Source organism: Halomonas dongshanensis, assembly GCF_024790395.1.
In the GTDB taxonomy this organism is placed as follows: domain Bacteria; phylum Pseudomonadota; class Gammaproteobacteria; order Pseudomonadales; family Halomonadaceae; genus Vreelandella; species Vreelandella dongshanensis.
Window position 1 is genome coordinate 89284 of sequence record NZ_JAJISC010000001.1, and the last position, 16839, is coordinate 106122.

A 16839-nucleotide genomic window follows, 5' to 3' on the forward strand; every position below is an offset into this window, starting at 1 on the left:
CCGGCCATCAGGGGGATTCGCTATGGCGAACAGCTTCACATGTAACATCGTCAGCGCCGAAGCGTCGATCTTCTCAGGTAGTGTCGAGCAGATCATCGCTTCCGGTCAGATGGGGGATCTGGGTATTCTGCCCGGCCACGCCCCGCTTCTGACCGAGCTGCAGCCGGGGCCCATTCGGGTCATCCACGACGGCGGCAAGGAGGAAAACTTCTTCGTCTCCGGCGGCTTCATGGAAGTGCAGCCCGACGTGGTGACCATTCTGGCCGATGCCGCTTCACGCGCTGGTGACCTCGACGAGGCCGCAGCGGAAGAGGCGCGTCAACAGGCGCTCAAGGCCTTCAACGAGAAGTCCTCTGAGCTCGACTATACCCGTGCCGCGGCAGAGCTTGCCGAAGCCGTCGCTCAGCTGCGAACGATTCAACAGCTGCGCAAGAAAGCGGGTAAAGGCTAGACCGACGCCTTAGGCGTGACGACAACGCCTCTCGAACCCGCTAGGGTTTGAGGGGCGTTTTTTATGCACTTTTATTATGACAGGAAGTCACAGCGAGTTCGTACGCCGTCGTCTTACGCAACGTAACGCAAGTGAGTCAAGACAGGGCGTGCCCCGTCAAGGAGAAAGCGATGTCATTGAACGATGAAACCTTGCAGGAACTGAAAAGCGAGTTGCTGGACGAGCTGGAAAAGGAGACGCCGAGCAAATCGCTTCTGGCCGAACGCTTAGCCGAGATTCGTTCTGCCGACATCGGTGAAGTGCTCGAAGAGATGATCGAGGAGGACGAGGAGCTCACTGCAGCCCTCACCGTGCTCGATATTCTCTCCACCGAACGCGCCGCCAACGTATTGGGCTATCTGCCCGGCGAGAGCCAGCTCGAGGTAGTGGGCGAGCTCAGCGACGCTCAGGTGCTCACTCTGCTCGAAGAGATGGGCTCGGATGAACGGGTGGATCTGTTCAACCTGCTCGGCGAGGATCGCCGCGAGGCGCTACTACGGCGTATGGCACGCCAGGAGCGCGAGGATCTCAAGCGCCTGGCGAGCTACCAAGAGGGCACCGCTGGCGCCATCATGACCTCTGACTATGTCGCCATAGCCAGTGGCATGACGGTGTCTCAGGCGCTGATGCGGGTACGGCAAACCGCGCCCGATGCCGAAACCGTCTATCAGCTCTACGTGCTGTCACTAGAGGGCGAGCTGATCGGCACCATGTCGCTGCGCCAACTCATGGTTGCGCGGCCGGGCGCGGTGGTCGACGACATCATGATCAAGGATGTCATCCGCGCCGCCGTGGATGAAGCCCAGGAGGAGGTGGCGCGCATCGTCGCGCGCTACGATCTTTTGGCGCTGCCGGTGATCGATACCGACAACCGCTTAGTGGGCATCGTCACCCACGATGACGCCATGGATGTGGCCGAGTCGGAGGCCACCGAAGATATCCACAAGGGGATGTCGATTGGCCAATTGGAGGATGGCGTTAGCCGGGTACCGCTATGGAGCCTCTACCGCAAGCGGGTGACGTGGCTGGTACTGCTAGTATTCGCCAATCTCTTTTCCGGCGCGGGGATCGCCTATTTCGAGGACATCATTGCCGCCCAGGTGGCGTTGGTCTTCTTCCTGCCCCTTCTGATTGGCAGCGGCGGTAACGCGGGTGCCCAGGCGGCGACGCTAATGGTGCGTGGTATGGCCACCGGCGATGTCGGGGTCAAGGACTGGAGCAAGATGCTCGGGCGCGAACTCCTGGTGGCGGGCTCGCTGGGCCTCACCATGGCGATTGCGGTCACGCCCATCGGTATCATGCGCGGCGGCGACGCCGTAGCGGCCATCGTCGCCTTGAGCATGGTCACCATCGTGCTCTTTGGTAGTCTGATGGGCATGTGCCTGCCCTTCGTGCTGGAGCGCTTCAAGGTGGACCCGGCAACGGCGTCGGCGCCGCTGGTGACCACCCTGATCGATGCCACGGGGGTGTTGATCTACTTCACCATCGCCACGGCCATTTTGGCCCAGGTGAGCGGTTAAATAATACATAATATTTTAGTGTTTTTTTAATTTTAAAAAAGTAATAGTGAGGCGGTAGAAGATTTTAACTCTATCGCCTGTTTTTAATTTTTAATATAATTCGATGTTAAATATCCCTAGTTTTAATAGCTATCTACCACACATCGATACTGGCTTGGAGATGCGCCAATATGTTGGCGAAAGAAACGAGTAAAGTGCCCTTGCTCGGTAAAGCCAAGGTTCTCGGCGAGCTGGCCAAGGGTACCGTTACGTTCTTGTTCAAGCCAAGTGAAGGCCCGACGCATTTTGGCGTCATTGAGCACAAGCCTCGGCGTCATTCCGGTATCCTTGCGAAACAGAGTAAAAAAGTGAGCACGAGATAAATTTGCGGCCTTTGCAGCGTTGTGAATGCAATGAGGATCGTCAAGATGAGCTTGCAAGTAGGCGCAGGCACGGCGAATACGTACATCGTAAAATCCTTGTTGATTCTGGGCACCTAGACGAGATAAATGTTTCCATTGCGAAAAATGCTCGATCAGCTCGATTAGAAAATTGAAAAGTAAAAATTCAATATGTTCGCGTTGCATTAACCCGATGCTATACGCATCGGCGATTAATCGGTCTGCTAACGCTCTATTTTTGCTACTAAGCTCAATGCTAGACTGAGTAAAAAATCCAGTATGTGAACTTAATACTAGTGTTTTATGGGCTTCAGCTAGCCAAGATGGCTCTATATAGAGCGCAAGAATCTGTGTCTGTCCGACCCCGACCTGGTAATCAAAAAAATGCGGTTGCCAAGCATTTATCAGAACTGCATTACGGTCGGTAAGTGGAACTTTATGGCCGTTGACGTTGAAGAATGTGTCGGCACCGGAGACTTTCACCAGCACATGGCATTCGTGGTGAGAATGGACAACAAGAGGACGATCCATGTCGAGGAGGGCAACTCGTCCGAACCTACCGTGGAAGACACGCTGTGCGGTAGACATCGCTAGCTCCTTAGTGCGTAGTGGGGAAGGAAAGGCTCGGAATGATTATTTAGCAGTGTATCACCCGTCTGATCTATAAGATTTAGATGTGCCAACGCCAAGTCTCATACTTTCGTTTAGAGCACATTTCGAGGCTTTCCGTGATATACACGAAGTACGTCAGCAACTACTGCTAAAGCAATCTCAGCAGGTGTTTTACTACCTAAGTTAAGGCCGATAGGCATGTGGATACGCGCAATCTGTTCCTCTGACAGCCCGCCCACGCGCGCCAGTCGTTCGGCGCGTCGGGCCGAGGTCTGCCGCGAGCCCATGGCCCCGATGTAGAACGCCGGCGTGCGTACCGCCTCCATCAGTGCCAGGTCATCAATGCGTGGATCATGGGTGAGGGCGACCACAGCAGTGGCTTCATGGCTGTGCCCGGCGGCGATGAACGCCGACGGCATCTGCGCCTGAAAGTGCACCCCCGGTTGAGAAAAGCCGGCCATCTCTTCGCGTGGATCGCAAGCGATCACTTCACAGCCTATGGCCTGTGCATAAGTCGCGCAGTACTGCGCGACAGGCGACAAGCCTGCCAGAATCAGGCGTAGGGCCGGGCCAATGCGGACCTGTACGCGCTCGTCCTGAACACGGGCAACCTCGCCCCCCTGGTCTGCCAGCAACGTGAAGGAGCCCGCGCTGAGGTCGAGGTCACGCACTAGGCGGCGCTGCCCCAGCAGGGCATCGTGCAGGTCGCACAGGTGGTCGATCCAGGCTTCGTCTGCCGCACGGTGCTCGACCAGCACCTGCAAAATGCCGCCACAAGGCAATTGCAGACGTTGCCGCTCACCGTCAGCCTCGCCGTAGCGCACGATCTGCGCCGGGGCACGCAGCTCGCCGCAGGCTAGCGCCTCAAGAAACACCTCCTCGACACAGCCACCGGACAGCGAGCCGACAAACTGGCCGTCGCCCCGAGCCACCAGCATCGCTCCAGGCGAGCGGGGTGCCGAGCCGTAGGTGGACAACACGGTACACAGCCACATGGGATGCCCCTCGCGCGCCCAGCGCAGGGCGCTGCCGATGACCTGCAGATCAAGCTGGCGCATGTGTCCGCTCCTCATGCCTAGCGCAGCACGTAAATCGGTTACCCTGCGCAGCGTCAGTCAGGCAGGCCCGTACTTCATGACCGCTCGCCAGTTTCTCGACACCTCTGCTGCTCGTCTCGAATACCAGTGGCTGCGCCCCGCACAGGCCGGAGGGCCGACCTTCGTGCTGCTGCATGAAGGACTCGGCAGCCTGGAGCTGTGGAAGGATTTTCCGGCTCAGCTGGCCGCGACCTGTCATGCCTCGGTACTGACCTACAGCCGCCAGGGCTACGGGTACTCCAGCGCGATCAGCCTGCCGCGACCGCTCGACTACCTGAGCGTGGACGGCCCCAGTGAGCTGGCGCGTCTGCTTGATGCGCTGGCCCTCGACCAGGTGGTGTTGCTCGGGCATAGCAACTGCGGCTTCCACGGCTGAAGCGAAACTTAGTTGAAACTGGCATTCTTCATCATCGTGCAACTGCGGATCATTGTTTGCTTGGCCAGTAATTTCTATCACATCATACTGCTCGAACACTGCCGCCACTTCCCGCAGAACCAGGCCCGCGAACGCGTGCTGGCCCTGCTCGGCGAGTTTCACGCGAGCCTGTCTGGCTGAGGGAAGGAAGGCGGCAGGCATGCTCGTCAGGCCTCGCGCAGCGTCGTCTCGACGTCATCCAGGGTCGGCAGGTGTTCTTCTGTTTCGCGCCAACGCCTGACCACGCCGAGCTCGATGTCGAACATGTCGAGCACACGGCCCAGCGTATGGTCGACCATCTCGTTCAATGACGCCGGCTTGGCATAGAAGGCCGGGACGGGAGGCGCGATGATCGCCCCCAGCTCGGCCAGTTCGGTCATGGTGCGCAGGTGGTTACGGTGCAGCGGCGTCTCACGCACCATCAGCACCAGGCGCCGCCGCTCCTTGAGCATGACGTCGGCAGCGCGGGTCAGCAGCGTCGAGGTCACACCACTGGCGATTTCCGACATCGAGCGCACGGAACAGGGAGCGACGATCATCCCCATGGTCTTGAACGAACCGCTGGCGATGGACGCACCGATGTCCTGATTGGAATGGCAGACGCTGGCCATCGGTTTGAGCTGCGACCAGGACAGGCCGGTTTCATGCGCCAGGGTGATCAGTGCCGACTTCGATACCACCAGATGGGTCTCGATCGGCGTGTCACGCAACAGCTCCAGCAGGCGCACGCCATAGATGGCTCCCGAGGCGCCGGAAATGCCGATGACCAGCCGCTGCGGGCGCGGACTATTTGAGTTCATGCTCGGAATCCTCAAGTGCGCCTTCCTTGTAGAAATGGATGGCATTGAGCGCGGTGGCCAGCGTCTTGCTGATGATGTCGATGAACAGCAACGCGGCCGGTGTCAGCGGACGCCGACTGTCATGCACGCAGACCATGCGCCGGGTGATACCGGGTGCCGCCAGTGGGTAGGCGCGCAACGCGCCCTCCTCCAGGCCGGAGCGCAGCAGCGTGGCCGGCAGTACGCTGATCCAGTCGCTGCGCCGGAGAAAGCTCTCGATCACAGTGAGATCGTCCAGCTCCAGGTGCGGGGTCAACTCCAGCCCCTGGGCAGCGAGCGCCTGGTCGATGACCATGCGCAGGCCATGCCGCCGTGACGGCAGTATCAGCTTGAGCGCCCCCAGTGCCTCGAGCGGAATCGGTGCGCAAAGGCGCAGTCGCGTGGCCGCGCCGGTCGCTACCAGCAGCTCTTCATCGAGAATGTCACGGCGGTGCAGATTCTCCTGCTGGAAGCTTTGATTGATCACGGCAAAATCCAGCGCTCCGGACAGCACCCGGTCGATAAGCTCCTGACTGTAGCCGTAGCTGAGCTGTAGCTCGACCTCCGGATGATGCTCGACGAAATACCCCAGGGTGCTAGCCAGCGCCTGGTTGGCAGCCGAAGCGATCAAGCCGGCATTGATTCGTCCGCCAATTGCACCGCTGCGGTCGATCAGGGTCTGCCGGGCCTCCAGCAACTCGCCCAGAATCGGCATGAACAGGCGGTAAGCCTGCACCCCGGCCTCAGTAGGAATCATGCCCTTCGGCGTGCGCTCGAACAGCGCCTGGCCGAGCTCCTCCTCGAGCTTGGCGATCTGCATCGACAGGGCCGGCTGCACGATATTCAGCCGCTGCGCCGCCTTGGTCACGGACCCTTCCTCGTACAGACAGGTGAAGTACTTCAGCTGGCGCAGCTCCATCACGACCTCTTCGATGCTGCCTATAGGGAACCGACATTCTGGTAGACATGTTTGAGCTCTGTGAAATCCAGCAGCGCGTCGTAACCATGCAGGCGCCCCAGCCCGCTTTTGCGATAGCCACCGGTCTCCGCCTCGGCAAACAGCTTGTTGTGATCGTTGATCCACACCGTGCCATTGCGCAGGGCACGCGCCAGCCGCATGGCCCGTGCGCCATCGGCCGTCCACACGCTGGCCGAAAGGCCAAACTCGCTGTGGTTGGCACGCTGCACGGCCTCGCTTTCGCTGTCGAAGGTTTCCAGCACCAGTAACGGGCCGAAGATTTCCTCCTGGCAGAAGAACGCGGCACTGTCGTGATGGGTAATCAGTGTGGGAGTCAGGAAGGCACCACTATCCAGACCGGCCGGCCGGCCGCCGGCCAGCAGCACTTCATCGCAACTGTCGAGCGCCAGGGCAATGCGCTGCTCGACGCCATCACGTGCACTACGGTCGATCAGTGGCCCCATTTGCGTCGCCGCATCCAGACCATGACCAACACGTATCTCGGCCAGCGCAGCCGTCAGCGCCTGCTTCATCTCTGCCGCGCGGCTGGCATGCACCAGCACCCGCCGGGCCGCCGTGCATTGCTGGCCGGAGATGATGGTCGCCGCGGCCGCAATCTTGAGCGCCACACTGGCGATGTCCACATCGTCAAGCACCAGGCAGCAGGACTTGCCGCCCAGCTCCAGCGACAGCTTCTTCATGGTCGGCGCAGCGTCCTGCATGATTCGCGTGCCGGTGGCGGTCGAGCCGGTGAAGCTGAGCACGTCCACCAGCGGCGTGGCCACCAGATAGGCGGCGCCAGCATGCCCGCACTCGGCGAACAGGTTGACCACCCCAGGAGCCAGGCTCGGCAGTTCCAGCAGCGGCGCCAGCAAGGCCGCGTTGAACAAGGTGGTCTGCGGCGCCGGCTTGACCACACAGGTGCAGCCGGCCGCCAGCGCCGGGGCCAGGGCTCGTACCAGCAGTACCGCCGGCGCGTTCCAGGGGATGATCAGCGCCGCCACGCCGGCAGGCTCGCGCAGCATGGTAGAGAACTCGCCCGGGGCCACTTCGAGCACGTGTCCGGGGTTATGCCGGGCCAGCCCCGCGTAATAGAGAATCTCCGAAATGGCGCCGGCGATTTCGCCACGCGACTGCGCCAGGGCTTTGCCGTTTTCACGGGTCAGCAACGTCGCCAGCTCATCCTGGCGGCGCTGCAGAGCCGCTGCCCATTCCAGCAGCACCTGCTGACGCAGGCGCGGATTCTGCGACCACTGCGGCTTGGCGAAGGCGCTGACAGCCGCTGCCACAGCGGCGCGCGCCGTGCCTTCGTCGCCATCGGCAAAGCGGCCGATGAGTTCCCCGTTGGCCGGGTCCAGGCTGTCGGCCCAGCGCCCATCGTCACACCACTGGCCGTCGATGAAATGTCGTGCCTGTTGCATCTGTGTCTCCTGTCCGGCGATCTCTTTAGTTGTTGTCACGCAAGGCTCGCAGCTCAACCGAGCTGCTGCTGCCAGTCGGCACCGGCCGGGCGGCTGACAGCGGCCAGATCCACCTCGGCTTCGCCGGGCACGCGAATACGCTTGAAGCGCATCGGTGGTGCATCCAGCGGCACGGTGGCATCGAAGCCCACCTTCGAACCCACTCCATCGCAGGTCGACGGGTCCAGTTTCGAGCCCTGGGAATCGTGAATCAGCACCAGGTCACGGTGTGCCTGGAAGCGCGTCGCCACCGCCCACTCGACCTCGGTCGGGTTATGGATGTCGACGTCGGTATCGACCACCACCACGTGTTTGATGTCGTAGTGCCCGCCCAGGGCGCCGAGGATGACGTTTTTCGCCTCCCCTTCCGAACGCTTGTCGATCTGCACGTACAGGTGGTAACGACAGACGCCGCCACGGGCAAGGTGCACGTCACGCACGCAGGGGAAACTACGCCGCAGGTGCGCCAGCATGGTCGCCTCCCGCGGGATGCCACCGAGCAGCAGGTGCTCCAGGCCACCGCCGACGATGGTATGGAACAGCGGTGAGCGGCGATGGGTAACGGCGTCGACCTCGATCACATGGCGCTTGGCACGCTCGCCGTAGTACTGCGGGAACTCGCCGAACGGCCCTTCTTCTTCACGGGCATTGGCCAGCAGGCGACCTTCGATGACGATCTCCGCCTCAGCCGGCACGCGAATGCGGTTGGTCACACATTTGGCGACCGGCAGCGGCCGGCCCTGCAGCGCACCGGCGATTTCCAGTTCGTCATGGTCGATCGGCACGATGGCCTGGGAAGCCATCAGCGTCAGGGGATCACAGCCCACCACCACGGCAACTTCCAGGTCTTCGTTGTCACGCTCGGTTTCCTGAAAGAAGGCCAGCGCATGACGCGGCAGCAGCAACGCACCCAGGCGGTTCGGCCCGCTGACCTGCAGGCGATGAATCGACACGTTCTGCACCCCGGTGCGCGGATTGCGGGTAATCAGCAACCCGGCAGTGATGTAGGCGCCGCTGTCGTGTTCGTTGTGCGTCGGAATCGGCAACTGGGCCAGCAGATTTACCTCACGGTGTACCACCTGCTGGCAAGGGGCGTCGTTCTGCTCCTGCCAGGGCAAGGGTTCCAGACACGCCTGCTCGAAGCGCGCCAGCACCTGGCTCGGCTCGACGCCCATGGCCTCGGCCATCCACTGACGATCGGACAGCAGCCCGGAAATCACCGCAACAGGGTGCTCACTGGGGCGCAGAAACAGCGAGGCGCTCTGGCCATCCAGGCGGTTGGCAACCGCCGCCACGCCAAAGCGCAGATCGGTGCCGGGATTGACGATGCTCAGCCGCCCGCTTTGCTGCAGGCGGTCGAGCCAGCCGCGCAGGCTGGCCCCCACCGGCAGGCTGGTGTTGTCAGCGTTGGCCATCATGCCTGGGGTACTCATATGTGTTCCTCATCTTGTCTGTTGGGTCATGCGCGCCGTCTGTGCCGGTCTGGCTAACGCCAGCGCGAGGGGTGGCGAATGCTGGCGTTGCGCAAGGCGGTAAAGTCATGCGCGCCAGACTGCGCCATGGCGACACGGAGTTCGTCGGTAAGCATCTCGGCGACGTAGTCACCGCCCTCAGCGCCGAGCGCGGCCAGGCCAAGCAGAAATGCCCGCCCGCAGAAGGTGCAATCGGCACCCAGGGCGACGGCGCGGGCAACGTCCAGACCGGAGCGGATACCGCTGTCGAACAGCAGCGTGGCGCGCTGGCCGACCACCTCGGCAATCGCCGGCAGCATGTCGATGGCAGGCGGTGCCGCCTCGGACTGACGACCACCGTGGTTGGAAACCAGAATCCCGTCGATGCCGATGGCCAACGCCTGCTGCGCATCCTCGGGATGCAGCACGCCCTTGACGATCAATGGCTTGTCCCAGCGATCACGCATGCGTTTCAGGGTCTCCCAGTCGAAAGTGCCCTTGATCTCCCGCTGCACGAAACCCGCCGCCTGTGCCTGACTGGCGTTCTCGCCGACATAGCGCTCGATGTTGGCGAAGCGGGGGCTGCCGGCGCTGAGCAGTGCCATGGCCCAGGGCAGCGAGGTCGCCACCTGCCAGACCGTGCGCAGGTTCGGCCGGAACGGCACCACCAGACCATTGCGCATGTCCCGCGGGCGCTTGGAGCGCACCGGTGCATCCAGTGTCGCCACCAGCGCATGAATACCGGCCCGGGTGGCTCGCTCGACCAGGTCGAACGTCACCCGGTGGTTATCCCGCGGCATGCCGTAGAGCTGGAGCCAGGCACCATGCGGGCACAGCTCGGCCACCTGCTCCAGCGAAGCCGACGCCAGCGTCCCGGTGATATAGGGGATGCGTGCGGCCTGCGCGGCCTTGGCCAGCAGGATCGTGGCGCCTGGCCAGACCAGGCCATCCACCCCAACCGGAGAGATGCCAATGGGGCTTGCATAACTGCGCCCGAAAAGCTCGACGTCGGTACGCACCGCCGTTGGCGCGCCATAGCGCGGGACAATCTCGATGGCGTCGAACGCATCTTTGTTGCGCCTGGCGCCCAGGTGCTCACCGGTACCGCCATCGACGAAGTCGTAGGCGAAACCGGGGATCCGCCGCCGGGCCTGCGCGTCGAGGTAGCTAAAGGTCGGCAGGCGCCGCTTGCGCTCGGCCGCCCTGCCCTGCGCGCTTCCTGCACCCCAGGCTTGAGACACAGGCTGCACGGCAGTTTCTACCTTTGACATATCCATCTCCGTACCACTGCTATGGGTTTGCGCGGCACCTGCTGGCACCGCACTTGTTACGTCACTAGGAGCCTTGCTGCAGCAGTCGATCTGGCGCGCCACGCAGGATATGGCTGGCGGTCATGATGATCAGCGGGGTTACCAGCGCGACATAGGCGTTGTCGATGCCGTAGGGGTTGCCCATCAGGAACCAACTGACCGTAACTACCAGCGAGGCGATGATGCTCAGGAAGGCGCCACGCTGACTGCCGAAATGGGGGGCGTAGAACATCATCAGCACCAGTACTGCCAAGGCGGTGCGCAAGGCTTTGGCAAGGAAGGTGACCTCCAGCACGCCGGAGGCGAATATCGCCAGGGAGATCGGCACCAGGCCGGCAAATATGGTCGCCAGCTTGACGAAGATCAGATCCTTGCGGTCGTCTTTGCCAGGGTTGAAGAAGCGCTGATAGAAATCCTTCAGGGCCAGCGTCGCGCAGCCCATGGTGAGCGCCGCGATGGTGCCGAACAGCGCGCCGGCAATCCCCGCCACGACGATGCCCGCGGCCAGGGTATTCATGTGGCTGAGCACACTGGGGAAGGCCTGCAGCGGCTCGATACCGGGAAACATGACCGCCGCACACATGCCGACCAACGCCGCGAAGAGGGCGTAGGGAATCAGCATCAGCGCACAGAAGAAACTGGCTGTCTGGGCCTTGCGGCCATCGCTGACGGTGGTGATAGCCTGCACGATGTACTGGGTGGCGAAGGTGGCGCCGATACCGGCCACCAGCCAGGCGAAAATCTGCGACCAGCCAACGTTGCCCGGCTCGAACATTTCCGCCGGCAGGGTCTGCGTGAGCGAACCGATACCGCCTACGTTGCTCAGCGCGAAGCCCACTGCGAGGATGATGCCGGCGTACATGACGATGGCATGGATGGTGTTGGTGTAGATAACCGAGCGCATGCCACCAATGCTGACGTACATCACCGCCACCACGCCGGTGACGATGATTGCGTAGGTGCGATCAATACCCATCAGCCCGGAAAGAATGGCACCGCCGCTGGCATACACAGAGACCGCAACGATCATCAGTGCGCAGATCATGATGACCGAGGTGGCCAGGCGAACCGGCTCTCCATAGGCCTTGGCCAGCGCGCCGGAGATGGTGTTTTCACCCAGCTCCTTGTACTTCCTCGCCAGCAGCAGGGAAAAAATCACGAAGCCGATACCCAGCGCGGCCAGGTTCCAGGCAGCGGAAATGCCATGGGTGTAGGCAGCCTGTGCAGTGCCGACACTGGCTGTGGTGCCGATGAACTCGGACATCATCAACAGGCCGATCAGCACGGCCGGGAAATGCGCACCACCGGTGGTGAAGTTCTTGGCGTTACGCGAATGTTTACGCACGGCGAAACTGATCAGGGCCAGCACCAGCATGTAAATGGCAGTGATCAGCAAGACGGAATAGGCTGGTTCCATATTTATTACCTCTTTTGTTTTTATGATGTGTTGTAGTGCCGTTAATGATGCTAATGAGCAGTCAGCACTACTACAATTAACTAATTCTGATTGGCTGCATCACGGCGCCTGATTGCGCCGCAATGCCTTGCCTGAGCGGTCAGGGCCGGAGGATTGCGGCATCCATGATCAGTTCCAGCAGGAACGGTCGGTCGGCGGCGAGTGCCTGCTCGAAGGCGTCGGCGAAGTCCTCGGTACGCTCCACCCGCACGGCCCCGGCACCGTAGGCCTGAGCCAGGGCGACCATGTCCGGGTTGAGCAGATCGGTGCCGTAGCGCCGCCCTGGGTAATGCTTGTCCTGGTGCATGCGGATCGACCCGTAGGACCCGTTGTTGACCACGATGACGATGACGTTGGCGCCATACTGCACAGCTGTAGCCAGCTCCTGGCAGGTCATCTGAAAGCAGCCATCGCCGGCAAAACACACGGCAGGCCGCTCGGGCCTGGCAAGCTTGGCAGCGATGGCGGCGGGCAGGCCGTAGCCCATCGAGCCGGAGGTCGGTGCCAATTGGCTGCCCCAGCCATGGAAGGGATAGAAACGGTGCAACCAGAGCGTGTAGTTGCCGGCGCCATTGCTGAGCACCGCATCGTCCGGCAAACGCTCACCCAGCCAATGCACGATCTCACCCAGTTGCAGCGGCCCAGGCAACTGCGTCGGCCGTTGCCAGGTCTCGCGCCCTTCCCGGGCACGTGCCAGCCACGCCTGCCGCGCTGGCGACAATTCACTGGCCGCTGGCAACCCGCTGGCGGCCTCGGCGAAATGCGCCACCGAGGCGCACAGGCTCAGCTCTGGCAGATAGACGCTGCCGGGCTCTTCAGGGTCGGGATGAATATGAATCAGCCGCTGCTGCGGCTGCGGTGCCTTGACCAGCTGGTAATGCCGCGTGGTGATATCGCCCAGCCGCGTACCGACGGCGATCAGCAGGTCGGCCTCCTCGATCAGCGCCGCCAGGGCCGGGTTCATGCCCAGACTGGCGTCGCCGGCATAGTTCGGATGACCATTGTCGAAGCGATCCTGACGGCGGAACGCAGTCGCCACCGGCAGCCCATGATCTTCGGCAAAGCGCTGCAAGGCTTGTCGGCACTCAGCGTCCCAGCCGGAGCCGCCATAGATGGCCAGCGGCCGTTGTGCCTGCTGCAGCATCTGCTGCAGCCTGGCCATGGCCTTAGGAGCCGGGTAGCCCTGATTGATCGGCGCGGCAGCGACAGGTTGCGGCTCGACAGCCTCGAACAGCATGTCTTCGGGCAGGCCTAATACCACCGGGCCCTGCCTTCCCGAGCAGGCGGTGCTGAAGGTGCGGGTCAACTGCTCGGGCAGACGGCTGCTGTCCTGCAGGTCGACCGCCCATTTGGCCACCGTACCGAAGAGCGCAGCGATGTCCACCTCCTGCCAGGCTTCACGCTGCTGAAAACCGCGCGGCACCTGGCCGACGAACACCAGCAACGGCGTGGAGTCCTGCGCTGCGACATGCAGCCCGGCCAGGGCATTGGCGCTACCCGGGCCGCGGGTGACGAAACACACGCCAGGGCGCCCGGTGGTCTTGGCATAAGCCTCGGCCATCATCGACGCGCCGCCTTCCTGACGACAGACCACCAGCTCGATATCGGGCGCATCGTGAAGCGCATCGAGTACCGGCAGAAAGCTCTCGCCCGGCACCGTGAACACCCGGTCCACACCGTTGACTCTGAGCAGTTCGACAATGGCATGTCCGCCATCGAATCGCGTGTCGGTTGTCATCTGATTCTCGCTTGACTTGGAATGATAGAAGTCGAACGCCAGATGGCGCTCGATAAGGCGTTACTCGATCACACCAATCTCGCGGTAGAAACGCGCAGCACCCGGATGCAAGGGTACAGATAGATTGGTGGTTGCGGCCGAGCCTTCCACCGTCCAGTCACGCATTGAGCCGAACGAATTTTGTAGTGTCTCGCGATTTTCAATTATTGCTTTGGTGACCTGATAGGCATCATTTTCAGAGATATCTGCATTGGCATAAAGCGAAGTACTAAAGCCAACGCCTTCAACTGCATTATTTTGTCCGTCGAACATGTTCGGTGGCATGGTCGCCCGCACGAAGCCGTAATTTTCCAAGAAGGTAATTGCATCTTCGGTCAGGCCCAGAAAGCGTTGACCAGGTGCAATGGAAAGCTGGGCGGTGTTGGGATGGCCTTCGGTGGTAATACCAATGATCATATCCAGTTGTTTGTCGCCGAACTGGTCTTGCAGAATGCTTAGGCTCGATTTGCTAATGCTACCGCCGTAGGACTCGATATCTTCGTAAGTTAGGCCGTTAGCCTCAAGAATCAGCTTAGCAATGTACTCGTTGAGACTACCTTGCGGGCCAGTACCGATTCGCACGGCCAGTTCATTCTCCTTGATCTCTGCAATTGAAGTGATCGGGCTGTCATTCTGCACAGTGATGCGCTGGTAGTACTGATCAAGGCCGCCGACCAAGCCCAGTACATTGTCGATAGTTGTATCGAAGGGGCCGAAGCCATCAGTAGCCCAGGCAGCCACGGGTGGGAAGATCAGACCGATATCGGCGCGTCTAGCAGTCAGTAGCTTGGTGTTGGCGATGGCCATCGGGGTGCCGAGGATGTCTACAGTTGAGCCGGCGGGCAGGTCCTTAAGCATTTCGGTGCGCAGGGCGCCTGCATAAGCGTACCAGGTTGTACCGGTGGGCCCGGCGGCGAACTTAATATTCACTGGGTCGTCAGCCATGGCACTGCCGGAGAAGGCGAAAGCGCTACCGAGGACGATAGACAAAGCGTGCTTTTTCAATGTGTTGATCATTTTTTGTTCTCTCTGTAGGTAAAGATATTGGCTGGAATGTTTTGTCGCTTTGCGGGAAGATCCAGCCACGCGTCCGAATACCTTCAAGTGCGCGAACTTCTCAACGTCGCCTTTCTAGAAACGGACCTTGTCTTTCGGCTCTGCCAAGCCCATAGCGCACTTAGTATCACCAGACCTACTGCCGATGCTTTGAGTACGGGCGTGATAAGCAGCACTGCAGCAATTAACAACAGCACCGATTCGCTGGTTGTACTTCTCGCCCGCAGGTAGCCAGTGACACAGCCAGCTAGCGCATAGCATCCGATGATTGCGGTGAGCACTGCCGGAACGATTTGGATCCATTCGGCCTGCAGTAGCAGCGCTGGACTGAAAACGAATGCGAAGGCTACCAAGAAGCCAGCCAAGCTATAGCGGAACGCCACCCAACCAGTTTTCCATACATTGGCTTTGGCGATGCCCCCGGCCACGAACGCGGCCAGCGCGACTGGCGGGGTGACCATGGATAGAGCGGCGAAATACAGTACGAAGAAGTGTGAGGACAGCGCGGGGATGCCCAACTCGCTCAACGCAGGGATGGCGAGAATTGCACCCATGATGTAGGCCGCTGTGGTTGGCATGCCCATGCCCATCACGATGACCATGAACATTACTAGTAGCAGCGCCGGGATCAGCATCCCGCCGGATAGCGCAGTGACGAATGAGCCAAAGGTCAGCCCCAAGTTGGTGGTTGAGGCAATACCTACAACGATACCGGCCCCGGCACAGGGGATGGCCACGGCGATTGCACCGCGCGAACCGCTATCCAACGCCTTAAGTGAATCAACGAAAACGGTACGTGTGGCATTTAGCGCACCGTTCATACCCGAGACACGAAAGCCCTCGTACAAATGGGTAATCATTCCGAACACGATGGTGACCCAAATGGCCTCGAGAGTGGCTGAGCTTAGCGCACGGCCAGACATTATCTGATAGACAAGCATCACTACTGGGATAAGTAAGTACAGGCGTTTGAGCACGCTGGTCCAGTTGGTGCCCAGCTCGCTCTTCTTCAGTCCGATCAGCCCTTTGCGGCGGGCCAGCAGGTCTACCACAAAATATAACGCGATGTAGAACAGCAGTGCAGGAATTAGCGCGGCTATTGCTACCTGCGCGTAAGGGATGCCCATGAACTGCGCGATGAGGAAAGCTGCTGCACCCATCACTGGTGGCATCAACTGGCCCCCAGTGGAGGAGGTAGCCTCGACAGCGGCGGCCTCTTCCGAGCTCATGCCGGCCTTTTTCATCGCCGGTATGGTGAACATGCCCATGACAGCGGCATTAGCCGTGGCACTGCCGCTGACAGAGCCGAACAGTGTCGAAGAGACGATGGACACTTTAGCCATACCACCACGGAAGCGACCGACCAAAAGAACCGACAGATCCATGAACAGCTGACCACCACCGAACCGCTGAAGAAAGGCTCCGAACAACAGGAAATAGAACACTTGGTTGTACGAGACGATACTAGGAATGCCGAACACACCTTCGTTCTGCAGCGCCTGCATGTCGATGAAAGTCTCGAAGAACATCCTGCTCGGTTCACCCCCGTGGCCGATGATGCTTAGCAACGGCAGTTCGCGCAGCGCCGGGCCGCTGAACTGGTACGCTAGAAACACCAGGATCACCACTGTCAGGCCCATGCCTAGCGCCCGGCGCACGGCCTCAATGACCAGCACCAGTGTTGCGACACCGATCACGAAGTCGGTCGGCTCCAGCAGGTCGACCATGGCGATGCGGCTGACCAGCCGTTCCGAATTGGCCAGGTAGTACAATGCAATCGCGGCGGCGCTGGCGGCCATCAGATAGTCCGAGGCGCGGGCGAAGGAGAAACTGCCGGTGCTGTTCTTTCGAATCGGATGGGTGATGAAGGTAAGCATCACGCCAAACATCACGTGAATCGGCACAGCGACGATAAGGTCCAGCGGGGTGCCGTAAACCATATAGATCTGGAAACTGGCCCAGGCGAGAGCTACGAGGGAAGCGGGATTGAGCAGACTTCTCATGCCTGTACCTCCGCGTCCGTTTGCTTTGTAAGGTAC

General features: G+C 60.8%; 15 protein-coding genes. 4 read left to right on the plus strand and 11 right to left on the minus strand.

Going from position 1 to position 16839, the window contains the following annotated elements; genetic code table 11:
- Positions 1-22 precede the first annotated feature (22 nt).
- Both LLY24_RS00440 and mgtE read left to right on the plus strand, forming a co-directional pair.
- Positions 23-451, plus strand: coding sequence for a F0F1 ATP synthase subunit epsilon (locus tag LLY24_RS00440; protein WP_259034297.1), 429 nt, complete (start codon positions 23-25; stop codon positions 449-451).
- A gap of 170 nt (positions 452-621) precedes the next feature.
- Positions 622-2010: a magnesium transporter gene (gene mgtE, locus LLY24_RS00445; protein ID WP_259034298.1), complete on the plus strand. Its 1389-nt coding sequence runs from the start codon at positions 622-624 to the stop codon at positions 2008-2010.
- Positions 2011-2132: 122 nt separating this feature from the next.
- On the opposite strand, the gene LLY24_RS00450 is transcribed toward mgtE, so the two are convergent.
- Positions 2133-2978, minus strand: a complete 846-nt coding sequence (locus tag LLY24_RS00450) for a helix-turn-helix transcriptional regulator (RefSeq protein WP_259034299.1) — start codon at positions 2976-2978, stop codon at positions 2133-2135.
- Between the two features lie 116 nt (positions 2979-3094).
- The gene (locus tag LLY24_RS00455) at positions 3095-4060 is read right to left on the minus strand and encodes an XdhC family protein (protein ID WP_259034300.1); all 966 of its coding nucleotides are present in this window, start codon (positions 4058-4060) and stop codon (positions 3095-3097) included.
- 13 nt (positions 4061-4073) lie between these two features.
- Between LLY24_RS00455 and LLY24_RS00460 the strand changes: the two genes are divergently transcribed.
- On the plus strand, positions 4074-4475 hold the full coding sequence (locus tag LLY24_RS00460) for an alpha/beta fold hydrolase (protein WP_259034301.1): 402 nt from the start codon (positions 4074-4076) through the stop codon (positions 4473-4475).
- A gap of 12 nt (positions 4476-4487) precedes the next feature.
- A complete protein-coding gene (locus LLY24_RS00465; RefSeq protein WP_259034302.1) occupies positions 4488-4655 on the plus strand; it encodes a hypothetical protein in 168 nt (55 codons plus the stop codon).
- Positions 4656-4681: 26 nt separating this feature from the next.
- On the opposite strand, the gene LLY24_RS00470 is transcribed toward LLY24_RS00465, so the two are convergent.
- From LLY24_RS00470 to LLY24_RS00510, 9 genes are all read right to left on the minus strand, one after another.
- Entirely contained in the window at positions 4682-5314 is a 633-nt protein-coding gene (locus LLY24_RS00470) for a UbiX family flavin prenyltransferase (protein ID WP_259034303.1), read from the minus strand.
- Positions 5301-6251, minus strand: a complete 951-nt coding sequence (locus LLY24_RS00475; protein ID WP_259034304.1) for a LysR family transcriptional regulator — start codon at positions 6249-6251, stop codon at positions 5301-5303. Before LLY24_RS00475 ends, LLY24_RS00470 begins: the two co-directional genes overlap by 14 nt.
- Before the next feature lie 20 nt (positions 6252-6271).
- Complete coding sequence (locus LLY24_RS00480; protein WP_259034305.1) at positions 6272-7711, minus strand: aldehyde dehydrogenase family protein; 1440 nt, start codon at positions 7709-7711, stop codon at positions 6272-6274.
- Between the two features lie 53 nt (positions 7712-7764).
- Complete coding sequence (locus LLY24_RS00485; protein WP_259034306.1) at positions 7765-9183, minus strand: UbiD family decarboxylase; 1419 nt, start codon at positions 9181-9183, stop codon at positions 7765-7767.
- Between the two features lie 53 nt (positions 9184-9236).
- Complete coding sequence (locus LLY24_RS00490) at positions 9237-10472, minus strand: alpha-hydroxy acid oxidase (protein ID WP_259034307.1); 1236 nt, start codon at positions 10470-10472, stop codon at positions 9237-9239.
- Positions 10473-10536: 64 nt separating this feature from the next.
- Positions 10537-11928, minus strand: coding sequence for a sodium:solute symporter family protein (locus LLY24_RS00495; protein WP_259034308.1), 1392 nt, complete (start codon positions 11926-11928; stop codon positions 10537-10539).
- Positions 11929-12067: 139 nt separating this feature from the next.
- Positions 12068-13705, minus strand: a complete 1638-nt coding sequence (locus LLY24_RS00500) for a thiamine pyrophosphate-binding protein (protein ID WP_259034309.1) — start codon at positions 13703-13705, stop codon at positions 12068-12070.
- A 60-nt stretch (positions 13706-13765) separates the two neighbouring features.
- Positions 13766-14830 (minus strand): TAXI family TRAP transporter solute-binding subunit, encoded by a 1065-nt coding sequence (locus tag LLY24_RS00505; protein WP_259034310.1) that lies wholly within the window; start codon positions 14828-14830, stop codon positions 13766-13768.
- A gap of 14 nt (positions 14831-14844) precedes the next feature.
- Positions 14845-16803: a TRAP transporter permease gene (locus LLY24_RS00510; RefSeq protein WP_259034311.1), complete on the minus strand. Its 1959-nt coding sequence runs from the start codon at positions 16801-16803 to the stop codon at positions 14845-14847.
- Positions 16804-16839 lie beyond the last annotated feature (36 nt).

Bases quoted from the DNA above. Each gene is read 5' to 3' on its own strand.
- LLY24_RS00440 (WP_259034297.1), top strand. From the start codon at position 23: ATGGCGAACAGCTTCACATGTAACATCGTCAGCGCCGAAGCGTCGATC.
- mgtE (WP_259034298.1), top strand. From the start codon at position 622: ATGTCATTGAACGATGAAACCTTGCAGGAACTGAAAAGCGAGTTGCTG.
- LLY24_RS00450 (WP_259034299.1), bottom strand. From the start codon at position 2,978: ATGTCTACCGCACAGCGTGTCTTCCACGGTAGGTTCGGACGAGTTGCC.
- LLY24_RS00455 (WP_259034300.1), bottom strand. From the start codon at position 4,060: ATGCGCCAGCTTGATCTGCAGGTCATCGGCAGCGCCCTGCGCTGGGCG.
- LLY24_RS00460 (WP_259034301.1), top strand. From the start codon at position 4,074: ATGCCTAGCGCAGCACGTAAATCGGTTACCCTGCGCAGCGTCAGTCAG.
- LLY24_RS00470 (WP_259034303.1), bottom strand. From the start codon at position 5,314: ATGAACTCAAATAGTCCGCGCCCGCAGCGGCTGGTCATCGGCATTTCC.
- LLY24_RS00475 (WP_259034304.1), bottom strand. From the start codon at position 6,251: ATGGAGCTGCGCCAGCTGAAGTACTTCACCTGTCTGTACGAGGAAGGG.
- LLY24_RS00480 (WP_259034305.1), bottom strand. From the start codon at position 7,711: ATGCAACAGGCACGACATTTCATCGACGGCCAGTGGTGTGACGATGGG.
- LLY24_RS00485 (WP_259034306.1), bottom strand. From the start codon at position 9,183: ATGAGTACCCCAGGCATGATGGCCAACGCTGACAACACCAGCCTGCCG.
- LLY24_RS00490 (WP_259034307.1), bottom strand. From the start codon at position 10,472: ATGTCAAAGGTAGAAACTGCCGTGCAGCCTGTGTCTCAAGCCTGGGGT.
- LLY24_RS00495 (WP_259034308.1), bottom strand. From the start codon at position 11,928: ATGGAACCAGCCTATTCCGTCTTGCTGATCACTGCCATTTACATGCTG.
- LLY24_RS00500 (WP_259034309.1), bottom strand. From the start codon at position 13,705: ATGACAACCGACACGCGATTCGATGGCGGACATGCCATTGTCGAACTG.
- LLY24_RS00510 (WP_259034311.1), bottom strand. From the start codon at position 16,803: ATGAGAAGTCTGCTCAATCCCGCTTCCCTCGTAGCTCTCGCCTGGGCC.